Source organism: Flavobacterium faecale, assembly GCF_003076455.1.
Classification (GTDB): domain Bacteria; phylum Bacteroidota; class Bacteroidia; order Flavobacteriales; family Flavobacteriaceae; genus Flavobacterium; species Flavobacterium faecale.
This window is the reverse complement of sequence record NZ_CP020918.1, coordinates 2,166,282-2,187,449: the sequence shown is the minus strand read 5'-3', so window position 1 is coordinate 2,187,449 and position 21,168 is coordinate 2,166,282. Positions and strand designations below refer to the sequence as shown.

Below are 21,168 nucleotides of genomic sequence, written 5' to 3'. Positions count from 1 at the left end.
AAATTAAAACTATTTTGAGGGTTTGTATTTTTATTTTGTTCTAATTAAAAATTTCTAGAAGCATCAAAAGCTTCCAAATATTCGGCTACACGTTTGACAAACATTCCGCCTAGCGCGCCATCAATCACACGATGGTCGTAGCTATGCGTTAAAAACATTTTTTGACGAATACCTATAAAATCACCTTCTGGCGTCTCTATAACTGCTGGTACTTTTCTAATCGCTCCCAAAGCCAAAATACCAACTTCAGGTTGATTGATTATTGGCGTACCAAACACACTCCCAAACGAACCTACGTTTGTCACTGTATATGTACCACCTTTGGTATCATCTGGCTTTAATTTTCCTTGTTTGGCTCTGTTCCCCAAATCGTTTACCGCTTTGGCCATCCCAACAAGATTCAATTGATCTGCATTTTTGATCACAGGAACAATCAAGTTACCATTTGGCAAAGCTGCTGCCATACCAAGGTTGATATTTTTCTTTTTGATGATGTAATTACCATCAACAGAAACATTCATACCTGGATAATCTTTCAACGCTTTGGCAACCGCCTCCATAAATATAGGTGTAAAAGTCAGCTTCTCGCCTTCTCTTCTTTCAAATTCTGTTTTATTTTTATCTCTCCATTTTACAATGTTCGTCACATCAACTTCGATAAAGGACTGGACGTGAACAGAGGTTTGAACTGAAGCGACCATATAGCCCGAAATCAATTTTCGCATCCGATCCATCTCCACGATTTCATCTCCGCCATTCATTGAAACTGGCACGGCTTGAGGTGTCTCCTTAATTACTGCCACTGGACTTGCCTTTGGAGCAGTCTGATTTACGACTTGAGATCCGTTTTGGGTGCTACGCGATTGAACATAGTTCAAAATATCGTCTTTGGTAACACGGTTGTCTTTTCCGGTACCGTTTATCAATTCTAACTCAGCTAACGTAACACCTTCGGTAGCCGCTATGTTTTTGACTAGAGGTGAATAAAACTTGTCACTTCCTGAAAAATCTGCAGGAGTCAAAACAGACTCTTTAGCAACTTCAATAACTTTTTCTACCTCAGCGATAATGGCTGGATCGATTTGTTTATCTGCTTCGCTAGTTGCTTCGCCCTCTTCGCTAGTTTCAATAATAGCAATGGTTTGCCCTACTTGTACCAATTCATCTTTGGCAAAAAGTTGCTCTACCAAAATACCCGAAACATCACTTGGAACTTCATTATCAACCTTGTCTGTAGCTACTTCGACCACGATATCATCTGCAGATATAGTATCTCCAATAGATTTTATCCAGTTTGTAATAGTTGCTTCTGCGACGCTTTCTCCCATTTTTGGAAGTTTTAATTCAAATCTTGCCATATTATTTCCCCTAAAAAGGTGTCGTATTATTATCTGTTTGCGAAATTAGTGATTTTTTGGAACATTTATTCGCTATTATGTAATTTATCCTCAACCTTTAACACCATTCCTCTTTCGTTAGAATTGTCACTCCCTATTAAGAAATTGCTATTTTTCGGTTGTATTTTAAAGGTAAAATTATCAGTTTTTAACAATTCCATAAAAGCTATACAATCTTTAAAACTTAAAAATTCGTTATCCAGCAAGAATTCGGTCGTACTATTATTGTTTTCAATTGCAATTGTGGTAAAATCTTGAAGACCGACGGCATTAAAAATAACGTCATGCCCAACCGTTTTTGATAGTAGTGGAACTATGTCTTTATTTTTCGAAAGGAAAACGTATTTCTCTTTTTCTTTTTTCGGCTTGGATTTGCCTTGAAACATTTTTACAAAAGAAAAGAATAAGATTCCGATTTTCATAAATACCGAAAACAATATAGAAACCTTAAAATGTTTTTTATAGAAAAAATTCATCGCCTCTTGAAAGCGCTTCATATAAGTTCCGTCCTTAATTGTGCTTTCGCCTTTATAATGTATAACCGTAGTTTCATGAAAATAAAAGTTAGATTTCCCACTTTTCAAAGCCATGTACGACAAGTCAATATCGTCTGAGTACATGAAGCAATCCTCGTCAAACCCACCAATATCGAGATACAACTGACGCTTCATGACCATAAAGGCACCTACTAGAATAGCAACTTCACCCGTTTGGTTTGCTGTTAAATGGCTAGCATAATAGCGTCCAAATGCGGGAACGGTTGGAAACAACTTGTACAAGGCTGCAATTTTTGTAAAAGCAACCCAGGGCGTAGGAACACCACGCTTGCTCTCGGGCAAGAAGTTCCCCGCTCCATCAATGAGCTTCACGCCCACGATGCCTAGATTTTTTTGCCTTTTGGCGAATGCCAAAACCTTTGTAAAAGTATCTTCGGCTACAACGGTATCTGGATTCAAAATACAAATAAACTCGCCCTTTGCTTGGTCTACCCCAATGTTATTTCCTTTTGGGAAACCGGAATTCTCCTTGTTCTCAATTAATTTAACCGTAGGAAAACGCTTTTTGACCATTGCACAACTATCGTCTTCCGAATTATTATCGACCACAATTATCTCTGCATCAAGCCCTTCGATTGCGCATTGCACACTCGTGAGGCAGAGCTCCAAAAAATAGCGGACGTTGTAATTGAGTATGATGACGGATAACTGCATGACGCAAATATAACGAGTTAAAATATCTAGAAAACTATTTTTGAACTACTTTTGGAATTAAACGCACTAATTTGAAAGTAACAACCCTAATTTTTCTTGTTTTTTACACTTGTACTTGGAGTCAAATTTCGGGTTGCACCGATCCATTGTCTAAAAATTTCAATGCAAAAGCTACCATAAATGATGGAAGCTGCCAATACCGAAAAACAAAAACAAAACCAGAATTCTCTATACAACTTAGTGATTCATTGGTTGAGAACTCTACCTTATTCTATTATGATTCTTTACTGTGGACCGCCAACGATGATGCCGATCCAACGTTGTATGGTTTGAATACTAGTGGCAAAATCGAAAAAAAAATTACAATCGCAGGATTGAAAAACAAAGAATGGGAAGAAATAAGCCAGGACGATGATTATCTCTATTTGGGTGATTTTGGTAACAACAGCAGCGGTAATCGTACCGATTTAAGACTTTTGCGGCTGTCTAAAAAAGAATTGTATTCAAATAACATCAAAATAGACACTATCGCTTTCTCTTATGAAAACCAATCTGATTTTAGTATTCAGCAAGCAAATACAACACATTTTGATTGCGAAGCTTTTATTGTCTTGAAAGACAGCATTTACTTGTTTACCAAACAATATGATGACAAGCAAACCTCAGTATATGTCGTACCTAAAAAACCAGGTACTTATCCCGCCAAACTTCAGAAAACTTTTGACGTTGATGGCTTGATTACTGGAGCAACTTATGACAAAAATTTTAAAACAGTGGTGCTTTGTGGCTACTCAAAACTACTACAACCTTTTATCTACCTATTGTCTGATTTTCAAGATACCGCTTTCTTTTCTGGTAATAAACGTAAAATAAAAGTAAAGCTTCCTTTTCATCAAATAGAAGGAGTTGCAACGCCCAATGGTTTGGACTATTACATTTCGAATGAAAAAACAGTTCGAAAACCCCTATTCAACACGCCGCAGCAACTGCACAAGATCTACTTGAGAGATTACATTCTAAATTATTTAGTGAACTAAAAGACAAACATTCTCTAATCTAGAGACCAAATACTGATTCGATTCTCTTTTTACAGTTGAATAGCTTACTTTTGCAAAAAAATTACTCTTGTGAATTACTTATCTGTAGAAAATATTTCGAAATCCTTTGGTGAGCGCGTCTTGTTTGACAACGTATCTTTTGGAATCAACAAAGATCAAAAAATTGCTTTCATAGCCAAAAATGGTTCTGGAAAAACAACCATAATGAACATTATCAATGGTTTTGACGAGCCAGATACGGGACAGGTTATATTGAGAAAAAGTATTCGAATGGCGTTTTTGTCGCAAGATAATAACCTACAGGATGAGCTAACGATTGAAGAAAGCATTTTTGCATCAGATAACGAAAGCTTAAAAGTAATTGAGGCTTACGAAAAAGCATTGGAAAACCCAGAAGACGAAGATGCTTATCAAAAAGCTTTTGACGGAATGGACCAACACAATGCTTGGGATTTTGAGACGCAATACAAACAAATTTTGTTCAAATTGAAGTTAGAAGACTTCAAACTGAAAGTAAAAAACCTTTCGGGTGGACAAAAAAAGCGTTTGTCATTGGCCATAATTCTAATCAACAGACCTGATTTATTGATTCTTGATGAGCCAACCAATCATTTGGACTTAGAAATGATCGAATGGTTAGAAAGTTATTTCACCAAAGAAAATATTACGTTGTTCATGGTTACGCACGACCGTTTCTTCCTAGAGCGTGTGTGTAATGAGATTATCGAATTGGATAACGGAAAAATATACCAGTACAAAGGGAACTACTCCTACTACCTAGAGAAAAAAGAAGAGCGAATTGCCTCTGAAAACGCTAGTGTAGACAAAGCACAAAATCTTTTTGTAAAAGAATTAGAATGGATGCGTCGCCAACCAAAAGCGAGAACAACCAAATCTAAATCGCGTCAAGATGACTTTTATGACATTAAAGAGAAAGCGCAAAGCCGTAGAAAAGAGAACAAAGTAGAACTCGAAATCAACATGGAGCGCATGGGTAGCAAGATCATCGAGCTACACAAAATATCAAAAAAATTCAAGGATCACGTTATTCTAGACAATTTTTCGTTTGATTTTCAGCGAGGAGAACGTATTGGAATTATCGGTAAAAACGGAACTGGAAAATCAACTTTCTTGAACTTACTTACCGGTACTTTACCACTTGACAGCGGAAGAGTTGTAGTGGGTGAAACCATCAAAATAGGATACTACACCCAAAGCGGAATCAATCCGAAACCGGGTCAGCGTGTGATTGACATTATAAAAGAATACGGAGAATTTATTCCGCTTTCAAAAGGTAGAATTATTTCGGCTTCCCAATTGTTGGAGCGTTTCTTATTTGATGCCAAAAAACAATATGATTATGTTGAGAAATTGAGTGGTGGTGAGTTGAAACGTTTGTATTTGTGTACGGTTTTGATTCAGAATCCAAATTTCTTGATTCTCGATGAGCCAACCAACGATTTGGATATTGTGACCTTAAACGTTCTTGAAAGTTTCTTATTGGATTACCCAGGTTGTTTGCTTGTGGTATCGCATGACCGTTACTTTATGGACAAAATTGTTGATCACTTATTTATTTTTAGAGGTGATGGTGAAGTTGAAAACTTCCCTGGGAACTACTCTGATTTTAGAGCGTATGAAGACAGTGCTGAAGTAGCGCAAAAAGAAGACAACAAAGCCGAAAAGAAAGAATGGAAACAAAAAAATCCAACTGGAAATCTAACTTTCAATGAGCAAAAAGAATTTCAGAAGATAGAAAAAGAGATCAAAGATCTTGAAGAGCAAAAAGGTAAAATTGAGTTACTGTTCTCAGAAGGAAAAGTAGCCGAAGCAGATATCGAAAAGAAAGGAAACGAATTGCAAAACCTCATCAATAAAATGGAAGCCAAAGAAGAACGTTGGTTCGAATTGAGTGCTAAGATGGAGGGATAATTGCACATAAATCACAAAAATATTTGGTAAATGAAGAGCTACTTCTCAGAATTTAAATCTTTTCTTCATATAGATGTAAACACAGACAGAATATATGGCTTAGATATTCTAAGAGCAGTAGCAATAATCTTTACTGTTCTTCTGCACGGAAAGTATCTAATTGAAAGTGAAATTTATAAATATATACTTTATTTTGTTTTTGATGGAGTCACTATCTTTTTTGTCCTTAGTGGCTTTTTGATTGGTGGTATTTTAATCAAACTTTTAAATACTAACATAATAAATAAAAGGTTATTACTTTCATTTTGGATCAGAAGATGGCTTAGAACAGTCCCAACTTATTTTCTTGTTTTAACAATTGCATTAGCTTTAAATTATTTTTTCAGCCCTGATTTCGTTTTAGCTGATAAAATCATATATTATATATTTTGTCAGAACATTTACACTCCACATCCTTCATTCTTTGGTGAAGCTTGGAGTTTATCTGTTGAAGAATGGTTTTACATATTAATTCCAATACTAATTTTTACATTCTTAAAACTTTTTACAGTTTCTGTCAATAATTCGATATTATTAACTTCACTATTAATAATAACAGTTACAACATTTTTTAGATACTATAGATATTTAAACTTTAGCTCTACTGACTTAGAACTTTGGAATTCTACTTTTAGGTATCAAGTTGCAACCAGATTAGATAGTTTAATGTATGGTATAAGTGGTGCTTATATATTTCAAAATTTTAATTACTTATGGTATAAATTTAAACTACACTTCTTAACAATTGGATTATTATTAATACTATCATCTAAAATCAACTTGTTTCCTATTAAAGAATTTGGAATTTATAATTCTGTTTTTTCTTTTTCTTTTACATCTATTGGTATCCTATTTCTATTACCTTATTTCAGTTCGGTAAAAAAAGGAAAAGGTTTTATTTACAAAATCATCAGCAAAATTAGCTTAATTTCATACTCAATGTATCTTATACATTATAGCATCATTAGAGTTTGGCTCTTACCTCTCATAAAAAATCTAACTACAGAACTTAACCCTTACCTAATTATCATTTTAATCTATGCTTCATACTGGCTATTAACTATATTATTTGCAAATATTTTGTATAAGTACTTTGAAATACCAACCATGAATTTAAGAAATAAATTAACCATTGATCCACAAAAAACTTAGAAGATATTTAATTTAACTCTGTTTTTATTTAATAAACTTCAAAATTTATCGATAAGAATAATCAATTTGAGTCCAAATTTAAAGGTGTTTTGGGCGTTCCTCACTTCCACTACCGTTACAGTGTGTCGGGCTATACACTATATCTTTTGTTCCGCTGTCGCTGCACAAAAGGATGCCGTTTCTATCCCTTACGCATACGTAGTTTGTGCAAAAAAAAAGCTGCATTTCTTAAAAATGCAGCTTTTCTATAAATCCAGAATATTATTTAGTTTTCATCGGAGGTAAATCAAATGCTTTTGATTCGTGCTCAAAACTGTTGCGGTGTGATCCATCACAAAACGGTTTGTTTGCTGATAGTCCACAACGACAAAGTCCCAAAGCGGCTCTTCCTTCTAACCCATATACATTACCTGATGCATCTACGATTTCAAAATCTCCTTCGATTTTTATAGATCCATTGTTGTTGATTGTCAATTTTGTCTTGCTCATTTTTGTAGTTTTTTTTTCGAAACCAAAGATTGCAAAATAATTTTAATACCAGTCTGACTATTGCTCTATTTCGAAAAGAAAGGCGCTAATTTATACCCATTATTATTAAGTAGATTAATCAGAATTCTATCTCTTTTAAAATGCATTTCGACAAACTAACCGTAACATTAGAGATAAAACTACCTATTATTTTAATTTCATTCAATCTTAAATAATAAAAAAAGGGCTGTCTTCAAAACGAAAGACAGCCCTTTTTGCCTAACCAACTAATTCAATACACTATTTAACCAACATTTTTATTACATTATATTTAGCAGTCGGACTGTTTAACTTGCAAAAGTAAATTCCGTTACCTAGACCTGCTTTGGAGATTGTTACTTGGTTGGCTCCTACTTTTGCAGCCACCTCATAACTCTTCACTACTTTACCCAAAACATTGTAAACCTTAATAGATACTGCTTCTTCTACTTCTGAGGTGAAATTAATCGTTGACTGCTCTGTCAAAGGATTTGGAGCTACGTATGCTGATTTAACAGCAATCGCTGGATTCACAGCAACTTCTAACGTTGTACCTACAGAAAACTGTATGGTTTGTAAGTCCATTGTTTTGGTTGTCATTTGCCCATCTGCAGCAGTCATTTTGAATACTATTGTTTTTACATCGTTCAACGTTTGCGGTGTTACCATTGTCGACGTTAAGGCTGCAATTGGAATACTAAAATCCTGATAATCATTAGTCAACACTACTGTTGTTCTATATTGCTCTTCCCAATTTGAAATGCTATTTTTTACAAATACAATTTCTAATAATCCTGTTCCTTTTCCTTTGAAATGAAACCCTTTGTAAGCAGACAAATCAACTGGTTGAAACCTTGGCGTTAACGCTCTATAAGCGGCTATGTACTTACTTGTAGTAGCAGATAGGTTTAGATTTCTTTCTACTTTTCGAACATTGGTACCAAAAGCTTCAGTATTTGCGGTAATTTGATAATTACTCACTGTTGTACTTGCGGCGGCAGCATCAACTCCCCAAGGTCCATCAGACATAAACAAATCATCTGGGGTTGCTATTCCGTCACCAATTCTAAACCCTACGTCAAACAAATTCCCAACTGGAACAGTCAATTCACTAATGTATTTTCCATCCAAGTTAATTGTCTGGTTGAATGATTCTTCAGTGCTTGTTTCAGTAGTTCTTTTTCCAGAGGTAAAGGCTACTGTCGTAGTTGCGTTTGTATTTACAACCTGCATTACTAAATTACCATCGCTGTAAGTTCCTTTTCGAACAAAAACAGTTGGAGGACTAGATACTTTATATTCTGAAATCTCTTTTTTAGCGTTTATTAAAGTAACCACTTCATCAGCTAGAGAGTACAAATCATCAATTGAGTTGCTCCAGATTTGATAATTAAGGTAACCAACCCCAGTAGTATACTTGTCAAGATTCCAATGACATTCAACAGCATAATTTACACCTGCATTGGTTTCTCTCACTGCGATGCTCAAAACATATTCGATAGTACCATCTGCATTTTTAATAATCGTTTTGATAAAAGGTTGTTCGCCAATATCCATTGTTGAAACGGATATAATTTGAGCGCCAAGTAAACGATCACAAATAAACTTTGTATGCTCATAAACCCCATTATCAGTTTTCAAAGCCAAGATTGAAGCTACCGTTTTATTGTTTCGAATATAATCTACAGAATACACTTCTGTGGCATTGGTAATTGCAATCAAATCGGTAGGAGTTGATTCAATAACCGAATTTTCATTTATAACTTGAAACGGTATAAAGTCTCTAAGTGCAGTGTTTCCTGTAGCAGTTTTGGCTGTTTTTGAGGCTTTGGTAACTTTTTTTGCAGTTGTCTTATCAAATTTATAAGCCGTTTTTACTCTGTTGTAATTACGTTGATTGATTAACTCAGATAATCTACCATTACTTTCTAAACCACCGTCGTTTCCACCGGATACACTTTCGTCTACTACGGCACAATTTCCGAATCCAGAACAAGAAGGATCTTCGCAGTCAATTAAACCATCACCGTCATCATCGATACCATTATCACAAATTTCTTGCGGTACGGGAGCAGTTGGACAACGGGCACCATCATTACTTGAGCTTGATGGTCCAAAAGCAAACAAATTAGAGCTAATTGCTGAGCTAGATGTTAAGTTTTGCACACTTCTGATAACGTAAACAGTACCAGTTTGATTGGACGAAATATAAAAACTTCCGTCTAGATCGAAATAAACAGCACCGTAAGTATAATTTTTTCCGGCTATAATCGGCACAACACCAAGGTTTGTAACAACACCATCTACAGGATTAATACGAAATAATATATTTGTTTTTTGTTCTACAGTATACAGTTGCCCATCTGCAGCATTAAAAGCCCAATCGTGACAGCTGATAGATTCTGATAAACTTCCAGATCCAATGTATTTCGTATAATTAGTAGAGGCAGGATCCAAATCAATTGTATAATAAGTTGCTCCTCCTGCTTTTAGATAATATATACCGCTAGGACTTACATCTCCAACATATTTATTACCTGAAGCGATTTCTGGAATCTCAAATACATCCGTTTGAAAGTTTTTTCCAATCCGAACAATCGATTTATCTGGAGAAGAAAGAAAACCCCAAATATATCCGTCTTTTGCATTGTAACCTGCACCATTAATATTGCCTGGCGTTACATCTGAAGCTACTAGAATTGAGTTACCAGACGCTAAATCAATTGCGTAAACATCATTATACTGAAATAGATAAGCATTAAAATCGCAGTTGAACGGAATAGAAGTTGTTTGAGCAGCTGTGGACACACTTACTAAGGAAATAATTCCGAAGAGTATGTTTCTTGCATTAGTAGGTAGAGTTGTTATCATTGGGTTGATTTTTAACTGTTTATATACTTCAAAGTTAAATCATTTTAGCCATAAACAATTCTTTTATTAGATAAATGTGCTAAATAATACCGTCGAACGGTGTTTTAACTTCGGTGAATGACTTATTTCGATGAAAAAAGACTCCTAAACTTACAAAAAACAACAACTAACTATCTAGACAGACCAAGGAACGATTGGTTATACGTCAATAGTGTGATTTAAAGATTAAGCGCTATCCTATTCCTCCTTTTTAGGCATAAAAAATCCCATCAAATACTTTGACAGGATTAGTACTATTCGACATAAAACAAGCTTTAATCTTCTACCATGAGATCGGGAAATAATCTTTTAAAAACTTCCCAGACCAATGCTTCCCAGTATTGATTCCGTCAAACAAGGGATCCATAACTCGTGCTGCGCCATCAACAATATCTAGAGGTGGCTGAAAATCTTGTTCAATTTGTTTCTTTTTGGCCATTTCGGCAGGATCCTCATCAGTGACCCAACCTGTATCAACTGCATTCATGAAGATTCCGTCTTTTGCCAAAGTTCCAGCAGCGGTATGCGTCAGCATGTTCAAAGCTGCTTTTGCCATGTTGGTGTGTGGGTGACGATCTTCTTTAAAATCTCGATAAAACTTGCCTTCCATTGCAGAGACGTTAATAATATGCTTTTGTCCAGTTTGGTCTTTTTTCATCAATTCAGACAAGCGATTGCACAATACAAATGGCGCAACAGAGTTCACCAACTGTACCTCAATCATTTCGGTAGTCTCAATTTGACCCAATTTCAAACGCCAGCTATTTGTTTTTCGTAAATCAACTTGCTGTAGATCGGCATCCAATTCTCCCTCTGGAAAAACCTCGGTGGTCACCAAAGCTTTATCAAAAGAATACGGAATTTGAGACAACTGTGCCGAAGCTCTCAACCCTATTCCAGGTTCAGGACCATGCCAAGTTACCGGCATATTTTGGTTAGAAGATGCTCCTGAGGTCAAAACTTTCAATTCGTCTAAACAATTTTGATGATCTAATAATAAGGTTTGTGCTTGCGTAGGTAAATTTGTGAGGAGTCGATTTTCGTTCTGCATCAAATGGGAATAAAATCCAGAAGGTCTGCGCACGGTTTGTGCCGCGTTATTGATCAAAATATCCAATCGGCCGTATTGTTGTTCGATATAATTGCAAAAAATCTCCACACTAGGAATATGACGTAAATCCAAACCATGAATTTTTAAGCGGTGCTCCCAATCTATAAAATCAGGCTCTTGAGCAAAACGCAACGCCGAATCAACAGGAAAGCGAGTAGTTGCAATTACAGTGGCACCGCCTCGCAAAAGCATTAATGTAATATGATAACCAATTTTTAACCGCGAACCTGTGATTACTGCAACTTGTCCTTTGACATTGGCGGTTTGGAAACGTTTGGCATAATTAAGATCACCGCAATCCACACACATGGTATCATAAAAATGGTGCATTTTGGTAAAATCAGTTTTGCATACATAGCATTGCCTAGGCGTCTCAAGTTCCAAAGTTTCTTTGTTGGCCAATTCTGCTTCAGCCAATAATTTGGGAGCCATAAATACCGAAGCCTCACGTGCAGACCTAATACCCGTTTCTTTTCGAGCCGTTCGATCCCGCTTTTCCATTTTACGTTTGGCAGCCTTTGCACCGTCTTTTTTACGGCGTGAAAGCTCGTCACGATCAGGCCTAGCAAATTGTCCTGCAGCTTTGATTAATGCTGTTCTTTGTTCTTTTGGAATATCAAAAATGAGGTCGGTATCGTTGGTAAGTTGCGAGAGAATTGCAATACAGCGTTCTATTTCAGCTGAATTGATTTCGATTATATCTCCAATTTCTTCTTGGTGTGTCATAAAAAAAGCATCAATCTTGGTTAAAATTCCAAGGCTGCAAAGATAGTTTTTAAACCGTTATGATTTTTAGATTTTGTAATAGGAGATAAATTACCATTTATGGCTTTACAAAAAGATTGTAAGCTTTACCATTCGTGCCCAAGAGGATTTTCTAACGTCACCCAATTCTACCTTATCTCTTTAGATAAATATAACCTTGCTTACTTAAACCTTCAGCTTGAAATTCTAGAACGTAAAAATAAGTTCCTTCTGGTAAACCTACAGATGCGCTGATAGTTGATCTACCATCTGAGAAACCTCCCCAAGAATTATCGTAACCACTTTTTGAGTACACTAAAATTCCCCATCTGTTGTAAATTTGCAAAGTATTGTTGGGAGTATACTCAATTCCTTTAATTATAAAAGTATCGTTTACACCGTCTCCATTTGGTGAAATTCCATAATTACGATTGCTGTCTGCAAAAATACCACGTACAATACTGGCATCTGATCCTATGGTAATTATTTCATAATCATCAGGGATAAAACTGTTGGATTCAATTGTTCCTTCGTCAAGATTACCTGTGACTTTTACATTTCCAAGATCGAACCAAATCCCTAAGCTACTGCTCCAACCTACCACTCTTAAATTTTCTACACTATAGGCCAAAGCATTTATTCCACTATCAATATTCCATGTTAGTTTTACTGCAGTTTCTTTTACACCGTCTAAATCCCAAAACTCGCGAGTATTCACCTTTACAATACTTTTTTGTCTGCTTTCAGTATCAAAACTTGAATTAAAAGTAGAAGGGCTGTTTGGATCTTCTCGAAAATAGGCTCCTTTATACGTACTATTGGCTACTTGATTAGGCAGAATCATTGGTCTAAAAGCATTGTCATCACCAATTGGAAAAATAAACTCTCCTTGATTAATAACCTTTGCATATCCATCTACGTGGTTAGCATCACCTTCGCCTACATATAATTGATGGTTCAAAAAATCTAATGAAATAGTTGTATCGTTTCTTGGAGTAACGACCTTCCCAGTGATAAAGAGTAAATCATTGGTTATACCCATTGAAGTATTTAAATACAAATTATCAAATACATCAATTTCTACATTTTTAAATATGGCTTCATTTTTACCAGCCACTACTAAATAATTATCTAAGCTGTAAAAACCAACTAAGCCGTCGTTTTTATCAAAAACGCCATCATTTATTAAATTGGTATGAAAACCTACCGAACCATTGGGATGTATTTGTACATTCCCGGTATTTTGGAAGGCTGTTTGAGCATTCACATTAAGCAATGTAATAATAGACAAAAAGAAGAACAGTGATTTTTTCATCTTATTTAATTAAATACCCCAAAAAGTTTTTGAATTCTCCTCAATTTCTTGATATTGTGTTGCTGCAATATCTACATTATACATAATCAACTCATTAAAAGAGGTAGTTGCATAGTTAGAATTTCCATCTCCAGTTGCCCAACAAATTGCGAAATCTTCAGTTCTTGAACACCTTCCAGTGGTATGTATTCCATTAAAGCGTTCTACTAAAGTTGAACGTGCAACCACGTTTGTTGATGTTTTAACAAACGTATATATATCCCAAACAGCTTCGCCTCCTCTATTATCAAAAAATCGAATATTATTACAACAAATACCGGGATCAAAATATAGGTTACCGTTTCCCCAGTTGGTATGTGTTGACCAACGATCACTACCTGTTAAAACACCAAAAGAGTGTTGATTTCTATTTGTTGCTCTCATTGTTGCAATAACAGTACCTTGATTACCAGCAGTAGTTACATCTTGTATACCATTAGGGGTATCTACTGTTAAATAATCATCATTACCATCTCCTTGAAAATATGGTATTAAAGGATTGTCAGTATAAAAACGAGGTTGCTTGTTTAATATCGTCTGTACTGCATTTCTACCTAATCCACTTTGGTCGTACCAAATCACTACATATACTTCACTTATACCTCGCCAAGCATCAATAGCTGCAACATCAACAATATCATTATCTGCCCAACCAAAATCTTGAGTTGTATTGTCACTAGTTCTTCTCAGCCTAATCAATGGTCCCTCATAATTACTTTCGACCACTCTCATCGAAAAAGAAAAACTAATATTATCTAATTTTTCATCAAGGATATGCTGAGGTTTCATCGTAGGAAACTGGTTGTAGTTTGCTATTTGACTGTAGCCAGATAACGTACATAAAAAAAGTATATTTAGAATAAAGCTTTTCATACTATTTTTTTAAGTCTCCCGTTAGATGAGCTGTATTGGTAGCTGTAATCACTAGGCCTATACCTGCACTTACACCGGCAGTTTTAAATCTTGATAATCTATTCAAAATAGTTGCACCGCCAGACACAGTGACATTTCCTGACCCAATTTGATAAACACTTACGTTAAAACCAATGGTCAAGCCTGTTGGTACCGTAAGTGTAACTGCGGTTGCACTATTAAAAGTAAAAACTTTTCCGTTATCTGCAGCTACTAATGTATAATTTGAGGTTTTAGGTACAACAATTGCTACTGTTGACAAGTAAGCACCTCCATCTGTACCTGCTGTTATTTGATTATTAGCATTGGCACTTACAACTTTTACAGTACCTCCACTATTACTTAAGGTAATATCACCTGTTCCTGAAGCCCCTGTGGATTGGCTTAGTGTTTGAAGTTCATTAGTTACACTTCCGTCAACTTCTCTTCCTGTAATTAAATATGGAGAAGCGGTTGACCCTGCTCCCGAAATTGTATTAATTCCTGACGCAGTAACTTTAGTTTCAGAACCATCAGCAACGGGTAAGGTAATCGCTGTGGAAGCCACGCCATTTACTGTACTTGTGATAGCTCCAGAAGCGATGCTCAGCGCATTTGAATTAACAATCGATGCAGATTTTGCACCTCCTGAGTCTGTTACTGTTAAAGTATTTACAGAAGAGGCAACACTTGTATTAATTTCGTTTGTTACACTTCCGTCAACTTCTATTCCTGTAATTAAATAAGGTGAAGCGGTTGTCCCTGCTCCAGAAATTGTATTAATTCCTGCCGCAGTAACTTTGGTTTCAGAACCATCAGCAACTGGTAAGGTAATCGCCGTAGAAGCAACGCCGTTTACTGTACTTGTGATAGCTCCAGAAGCGATGCTCAGCGCATTTGAATTAACAATCGATGCAGATTTTGCACCTCCTGAGTCTGTTACTGTTAAAGTGTTTACAGAAGAGGCAACGCTTGTATTAATTTCGTTCGTTACACTTCCGTCAACTTCTGTTCCTGTAATTAAATATGGAGAAGCGGTTGTCCCTGCTCCCGAAATTATATTAATTCCTGACGCAGTAACTTTAGTTTCAGAACCATCAGCAACGGGTAAGGTAATCGCTGTAGAAGCCACGCCATTTACTGTACTTGTGATAGCTCCAGAAGCGATGCTCAGCGCATTTGAATTAACAATCGATGCAGATTTTGCACCTCCTGAGTCTGTTACTGTCAATGTGTTTGCAGACGAGGCAACACTTGTATTAATTTCGTTCGTTACACTTCCGTCAACTTCTGTTCCTGTAATTAAATATGGAGAAGCGGTTGTCCCTGCTCCAGAAATTGTATTGATTCCTGCCGCAGTAACTTTGGTTTCAGAACCATCAGCAACTGGTAAGGTAATCGCCGTAGAAGCAACGCCGTTTACTGTACTTGTGATAGCTCCAGAAGCGATGCTCAGCGCATTTGAATTAACAATCGATGCAGATTTTGCACCTCCTGAGTCTGTTACTGTTAATGTGTTTGCAGACGAGGCAACACTTGTATTAATCTCGTTTGTTACACTTCCGTCAACTTCTGTTCCTGTAATTAAATAAGGTGAAGCGGTTGTCCCTGCTCCAGAAATTGTATTAATTCCTGCCGCAGTAACTTTGGTTTCAGAACCATTAGCGCTATCAATCCAACTTGTTCCAGTTGCAGTTGACGATAGAACCTGACCAGCAGTACCAGCAGAATTACTTGTATCTAGCAATGAACCTTGTAATTCTAGCGTTTGATTAATTATAACAACCGTATTATTTGTAGTAGGCTCATCGATCTTCATTGCTTCTACACCTCCTACAGTAAATCCAATTTCATCAGCTGCGGGACTGTACATTCCTGTATTGGTATCGTCTTTAAATCGGAAAGAAGGTTCATTTTCTGTTCCGTCGGAATTCAGTATTCCTTGCGCACCAATCGCACCAGAAACTTCTAATTTGTTGGTAGGAGAATTTGTTCCTACTCCAAATCTGTTATTCGTACTATCCCAAAACAATTGCGAGTTATCTTCTTTTGGCAAACCATTGGTACCTGCAAAAAACACAGATCCTTTAGTTCCTTTATGCTCCATAATTAGCCATACCGTACCATCATATATTTTAATGGTGCTAGGTGTAGTGCTGCTATCAAACCAAACATCATTTTCAAATGGTGCGGTTGGAGCCGTTGCAGAGGTGGTTACTTTATTGTTTACAACTTTAATTTTTGTTCCTTTCTGATTAATAACGGTAACTTCCTGCGCACTACCTATTTGCACAAAAAACACACATAACGTAAATAACAAAAAACAGATGTTTTTTTTATATAACATAGTTATTAATAGAATTTTAAAATTAAAAAAATGAAGTGTAAATGCTCTATTTCTTGTTATAAAGAGTTAACTAAAAACAGCTAACTCTTTATATTTTTATTTAAACAAGAAATGATTTTAATTGTTCAGATTTAGTAAATCCACTGTACTTCAATAATATCGCCTACATATGTAGTCCAATCATTTGGAGCAGCAGCGCTTAGATCAAGTGTAATTGTATCAGCGGCAGTAAGCGTGTAATCTACACCTGCTCTTAGTTTTGCCCCATTTCTGTAAACAGATATTTTGTTTATAGAAGTTCCAGCAGCTAATCCTGTAGCTGTTACAGCTGTTTGTCCAGCAGTCGCAATTGGGAATTCTGCACGTCCTGCTACAATTAAATCGCTAGCTAGCATTTTTTTGGTTTCTCCTGTTACTTCGTCTCTAGTCAATATTGTAAAACCTGTTGCATCATAAGCTGTTGCTGCTAATTGTTCAGCTGGTGTAAATGCTGCATCATTTACTGCTTTTACTCCTTTTATTGCATATATCTTACCTGTTGCATCAATGTAAGTATCATCCGTTAATGTACCTCCTAATTGCCAAGTTGTAGTTGTAACGTTAGCCGTGGTGTTAGTTATCATTGTAATACCGTTTTTAGATTGTAGGTATTTAATAGTACCCTTATTATCTATAACCCTTACTGTAGGTGTAACACTACCAGGTGTATTTACTCCATTAACAATATTCTGCGCTACATCTCCAGTCAATTGCTGCGCACTAACTGCGCCAAATGACAATATTGCTACTGTTGCTAATCCTAATTTTAATTTTGTTCTCATCTTCGTTTAAATTTAATTTACTTATTTGGGTTTAATTTTTCTCTTTTAATACAATTGAACTATTCTAATTTTATCACCTTGATAGCAAACCGCTTCAGGCTCTACTTCTATGGTTGTAGCATTTACAACCGTAAAAGCTATTCGAACTCCATTTCTATAAACATCAATTTGTTTCGGATTTACAATTGGGTACGGTGGCGAAAATTGACTTTGACCGCTAATAGCAGTAAGAACAATTTCTTCTTCTCTTATCAAGGAGGAAGCTTCTATCTTTTTTAATACCCCAGTTGACTTATCTACAACAACGATCTCATTATCTTCTATTGTAGTTGCATTTTGCAAACCCGTGATGGCCAATGTATTTGATGTAGTGGTTGCTATAGTAGTTGGTTTGGTCAAAGCACCACCCAGTTCTAATGTGTTTCCTGCGCCTAAGGTTAAACCATTTGTTGCAGCAACCTTAGCGCTAGCCGTACTATTTATCCAACTTGTACCATTATAAATGTAAAGATCCGTAGTGGACTCGTCAACATAGATATCGCCGCTATTTGGATTTAAATTTGGTTGAGAATTTGGAGTACCAGCACCGCTTTTAGGATTAGAATTTATTGGTATCCAAGTAGTACCAGTACCAACGCTTACAATATTTCGAACTGTTGCATTATTTACCCAGATATCACCTCTATTATTTATTATTGGCTGTGTGGTAGACGTAGTTACTGTTGTGCTTGTACCACATAAACTTTTCCAAGTAAGACCTTGAAACATAAAAACACATTTCTCGTCTATATTATAGACCAAAGCGCCATACAAAGGTGTAATAGCGTTCATTTGGCTCGAAGTAACTCTACTTAAAACCAAAACTTTACTAGAGCTTTCTAATTCTAATAATGAATTTTGATTGATAACAGAAGGGTTGTCACCAATCTTCACCTGTGCTTGCACAGACATAGAAATTACCAATAAAAAAAAGAAAAAATTGTATTTATTAAAAATCATTTGGGGGGCAAATTTTTCTTAAAGAAACAAAATATTGAAGTGAAAAACAAATATTCAGCTGTATTTCTTCATCTACTAACAGGTTTTAAAATACTTTTACAAAACATAAACACCTTAAAAACAAATACTTAAACGGTAATCAAACAATTAAAAAATAAGATTACCAAAATAAGGGTATACTAAATAATTCTTGCTATTTCACAAAAAAATTGATGATTTTTCTCAATCCTACTATTCCTGTTTTCAATGGTAATTGCTCTTGTTTTAGTAAAATACATATCATCTGTTAAACTTCGTCATTAGACTTGCAAACCATATACTTTGTAGTTCCTTACTTAGTATAGAAAACCAATTGATTTTTGTTCATTATATCACTACCTTCGGGCTTTTTTGAAAAACATCTTATTTGCTATGCTATTCCAAATAAAATCTTACATAAAATTTCTTTGGCATTCCAAAAATGAGCATGCTGTGCACTCCCCTTTTGTATTCAGTTTGATCACTAAATGTTTTTATGACAAACAGCAAAAACCAGCCTATTCTATTTTAAAAAAATATCGAGAGGCACTTTTATCCAACCAAAATACAATTACGGTTACTGATTTTGGAGCTGGTTCGAAAGTATTTAGATCGAATACCCGCGAGATTGCTCAAATTGCAAAGACAGCCGGAATTAGCCCAAAAAGAGCCAAATTACTGTACCGAATTAGCCATTATTTTGAATCGAAAAGCATTCTCGAAATCGGAACTTCTTTGGGACTGGCAACGGTACCACTTGCTCTAGGCAATGCAGAAAGTCAAGTAACAACGCTTGAAGGTTGCCCCGAAACTGCCCAACTGGCAATGAAGCAATTTAAAACTTTCGATCTGAAAAACATTCATATACAAGTGGGCGAATTCGACGTTACTTTCGAAAAAATCGAAATCGAAAACGCAGCTTATGACCTTGTCTATTTTGATGGCAATCATTCGAAAAAAGCCACTTTAGATTATTTCCACACACTACTGCCTACGGCAAGCAATGATACCGTATGGATTTTTGACGACATTCATTGGTCCGAAGATATGGAAGCAGCATGGTCAGACATTAAACGGCACCCGACTGTAACAGTTACCATCGACACCTATCAATGGGGTTTTGTTTTTTTTCGAAAAGAGCAACCCAAAGAACATTTTATAATCCGAATCTAAATTAAAATCGCAATTATGGACATCGAACAAATTTTCGAAAACAATAAAAAATGGATTGCCAAACAATTGCAAACCAATGAAAATTATTTTGACGAATTAGGAAAAGGGCAATCGCCTGAATTTTTATACATCGGTTGTTCAGACAGTCGTGTTTCTGCCGAAGAATTAATGGGATTACAACCCGGAGATGTTTTTGTGCACCGAAATATCGCTAATATGGTTCCGAATACCGATCTTAATTCTATGTCGGTAATCAATTATGCCGTGATGCATCTTAAGGTAAACCATATCGTGGTATGCGGCCATTACGGTTGTGGCGGTGTACACGCAGCCATGCAGCAATCTGATTTGGGAATTTTAAATCCGTGGTTGCGAAATATTAGAGACGTTTATCGCATTCACCGTAAAGAACTCGATGCCTTAACAGATGAAGAAGAGAAATACAAGCGATTGATCGAGTTGAATGTACAAGAACAATGCATGAATGTCATTAAAACAGCCGAGGTGCAAAAGGCAAACCGTGAACGAAACTTGAAAGTGTACGGATGGATATTTGACATTCACTCAGGGGAATTAATTGATCTTAAAATCGATTTTGATGCCACATTGAAAAACATCATGTCGATTTATAAAATCACCGATTAGAGGCAAACCAAAACGACTTAGCGGTATTTTGAACCAAAATACGGTCAAGTCAAAAGTGTTTTGTACTTTTAAAAACTAGAAAATATAATTCATCAATACAAAACGGCAATGGACAACCCATTAATTAAAATTAACAACATCAAACGTAACTTTGCTTTAGGAGAAGAGATTGTTTATGTTCTCAAAGGCATTGATTTAGAAATAAAAAAAGGAGAATATGTGGCTTTAATGGGACCATCTGGTTCTGGTAAATCGACATTAATGAACCTTTTAGGTTGTTTGGACACGCCTACATCGGGTACTTATGTCTTAAACAATAAGGATGTTAGTAAGATGAAAGATGATGAGTTGGCCGGCATTCGAAACAAAGAAATTGGTTTTGTATTTCAAACTTTTAATCTATTGCCTCGAATGAATGCCATGGACAATGTGGCTTTACCGATGATTTATGCTGGCTTCACCAAGCACGAACGACGAGCACGTGCTGCAGAAGTACTTACCCAAGTTGGACTTGCGGACCGTATGGATCACCAACCCAACCAACTATCTGGTGGACAACGCCAGCGTGTTGCAGTTGCACGAGCTCTAGTTAACAAACCTTCCATCATTTTGGCCGATGAACCTACCGGGAATTTAGATAGTAAAACATCTATCGAAATTATGATGCTTTTTAACGAAATACATTCAAACGGAAATACCGTAATCCTCGTTACACACGAAGAAGAAATTGCCGCTTACGCAAATAGAATAATCCGATTGAGAGATGGTATGATTGAAAGTGATACTACTAAAGGTTCTTAGCAATGAGTTATGAATTATGAGTTATGAGTTGTGAATTATGAGTTATGAATTATGAGTT

The 21,168-nt window shown here is 36.0% G+C and carries 16 protein-coding genes; 6 read left to right on the top strand and 10 right to left on the bottom strand.

Annotated features, from left to right (window positions below; translation table 11 throughout):
• Positions 1 to 44 precede the first annotated feature (44 nt).
• Entirely contained in the window at positions 45 to 1,358 is a 1,314-nt protein-coding gene (locus FFWV33_RS09535) for a dihydrolipoamide acetyltransferase family protein (protein ID WP_108740701.1), read from the bottom strand.
• Between the two features lie 65 nt (positions 1,359 to 1,423).
• Entirely contained in the window at positions 1,424 to 2,608 is a 1,185-nt protein-coding gene (locus FFWV33_RS09530) for a glycosyltransferase family 2 protein (protein WP_108740700.1), read from the bottom strand.
• Positions 2,609 to 2,679: 71 nt separating this feature from the next.
• Here FFWV33_RS09530 and FFWV33_RS09525 point away from each other — a divergent pair, with 71 nt between their 5' ends.
• From FFWV33_RS09525 to FFWV33_RS09515, 3 genes are all read left to right on the top strand, one after another.
• Positions 2,680 to 3,645, top strand: a complete 966-nt coding sequence (locus tag FFWV33_RS09525) for a hypothetical protein (RefSeq protein WP_108740699.1) — start codon at positions 2,680 to 2,682, stop codon at positions 3,643 to 3,645.
• A 90-nt stretch (positions 3,646 to 3,735) separates the two neighbouring features.
• Complete coding sequence (locus FFWV33_RS09520; protein ID WP_108740698.1) at positions 3,736 to 5,598, top strand: ABC-F family ATP-binding cassette domain-containing protein; 1,863 nt, start codon at positions 3,736 to 3,738, stop codon at positions 5,596 to 5,598.
• 30 nt (positions 5,599 to 5,628) lie between these two features.
• A complete protein-coding gene (locus FFWV33_RS09515) occupies positions 5,629 to 6,789 on the top strand; it encodes an acyltransferase family protein (RefSeq protein WP_108740697.1) in 1,161 nt (386 codons plus the stop codon).
• Positions 6,790 to 7,050: 261 nt separating this feature from the next.
• On the opposite strand, the gene FFWV33_RS09510 is transcribed toward FFWV33_RS09515, so the two are convergent.
• The 8 genes from FFWV33_RS09510 to FFWV33_RS09475 form a co-directional block, all read right to left on the bottom strand.
• Positions 7,051 to 7,278, bottom strand: a complete 228-nt coding sequence (locus FFWV33_RS09510) for a CDGSH iron-sulfur domain-containing protein (protein WP_108740696.1) — start codon at positions 7,276 to 7,278, stop codon at positions 7,051 to 7,053.
• A gap of 279 nt (positions 7,279 to 7,557) precedes the next feature.
• A complete protein-coding gene (locus FFWV33_RS09505) occupies positions 7,558 to 10,167 on the bottom strand; it encodes a DUF6923 family protein (RefSeq protein ID WP_108740695.1) in 2,610 nt (869 codons plus the stop codon).
• Positions 10,168 to 10,489: 322 nt separating this feature from the next.
• The gene (locus tag FFWV33_RS09500; protein WP_108740694.1) at positions 10,490 to 12,043 is read right to left on the bottom strand and encodes an SDR family NAD(P)-dependent oxidoreductase; all 1,554 of its coding nucleotides are present in this window, start codon (positions 12,041 to 12,043) and stop codon (positions 10,490 to 10,492) included.
• Between the two features lie 172 nt (positions 12,044 to 12,215).
• Entirely contained in the window at positions 12,216 to 13,376 is a 1,161-nt protein-coding gene (locus FFWV33_RS09495; protein WP_108740693.1) for a T9SS type B sorting domain-containing protein, read from the bottom strand.
• A gap of 9 nt (positions 13,377 to 13,385) precedes the next feature.
• Entirely contained in the window at positions 13,386 to 14,288 is a 903-nt protein-coding gene (locus FFWV33_RS09490; protein WP_108740692.1) for an arabinofuranosidase catalytic domain-containing protein, read from the bottom strand.
• A 1-nt stretch (position 14,289) separates the two neighbouring features.
• Positions 14,290 to 16,626: a beta strand repeat-containing protein gene (locus FFWV33_RS09485; protein ID WP_159086001.1), complete on the bottom strand. Its 2,337-nt coding sequence runs from the start codon at positions 16,624 to 16,626 to the stop codon at positions 14,290 to 14,292.
• Between the two features lie 158 nt (positions 16,627 to 16,784).
• The gene (locus FFWV33_RS09480) at positions 16,785 to 17,474 is read right to left on the bottom strand and encodes a hypothetical protein (RefSeq protein WP_108740690.1); all 690 of its coding nucleotides are present in this window, start codon (positions 17,472 to 17,474) and stop codon (positions 16,785 to 16,787) included.
• Positions 17,475 to 17,519: 45 nt separating this feature from the next.
• Positions 17,520 to 18,473 carry a hypothetical protein gene (locus FFWV33_RS09475; RefSeq protein WP_108740689.1) on the bottom strand — a complete coding sequence of 318 codons (954 nt, stop codon included), beginning with the start codon at positions 18,471 to 18,473 and terminating at the stop codon, positions 17,520 to 17,522.
• 411 nt (positions 18,474 to 18,884) lie between these two features.
• On the opposite strand from FFWV33_RS09475, the gene FFWV33_RS09470 reads away from it, so the two are divergent.
• The 3 genes from FFWV33_RS09470 (at position 18,885) to FFWV33_RS09460 (ending at position 21,110) form a co-directional block, all read left to right on the top strand.
• On the top strand, positions 18,885 to 19,664 hold the full coding sequence (locus tag FFWV33_RS09470; protein WP_108740688.1) for an O-methyltransferase: 780 nt from the start codon (positions 18,885 to 18,887) through the stop codon (positions 19,662 to 19,664).
• A gap of 15 nt (positions 19,665 to 19,679) precedes the next feature.
• On the top strand, positions 19,680 to 20,309 hold the full coding sequence (locus FFWV33_RS09465; RefSeq protein ID WP_108740687.1) for a carbonic anhydrase: 630 nt from the start codon (positions 19,680 to 19,682) through the stop codon (positions 20,307 to 20,309).
• 108 nt (positions 20,310 to 20,417) lie between these two features.
• Positions 20,418 to 21,110 (top strand): ABC transporter ATP-binding protein, encoded by a 693-nt coding sequence (locus FFWV33_RS09460; RefSeq protein WP_108740686.1) that lies wholly within the window; start codon positions 20,418 to 20,420, stop codon positions 21,108 to 21,110.
• Positions 21,111 to 21,168: the final 58 nt, after the last annotated feature.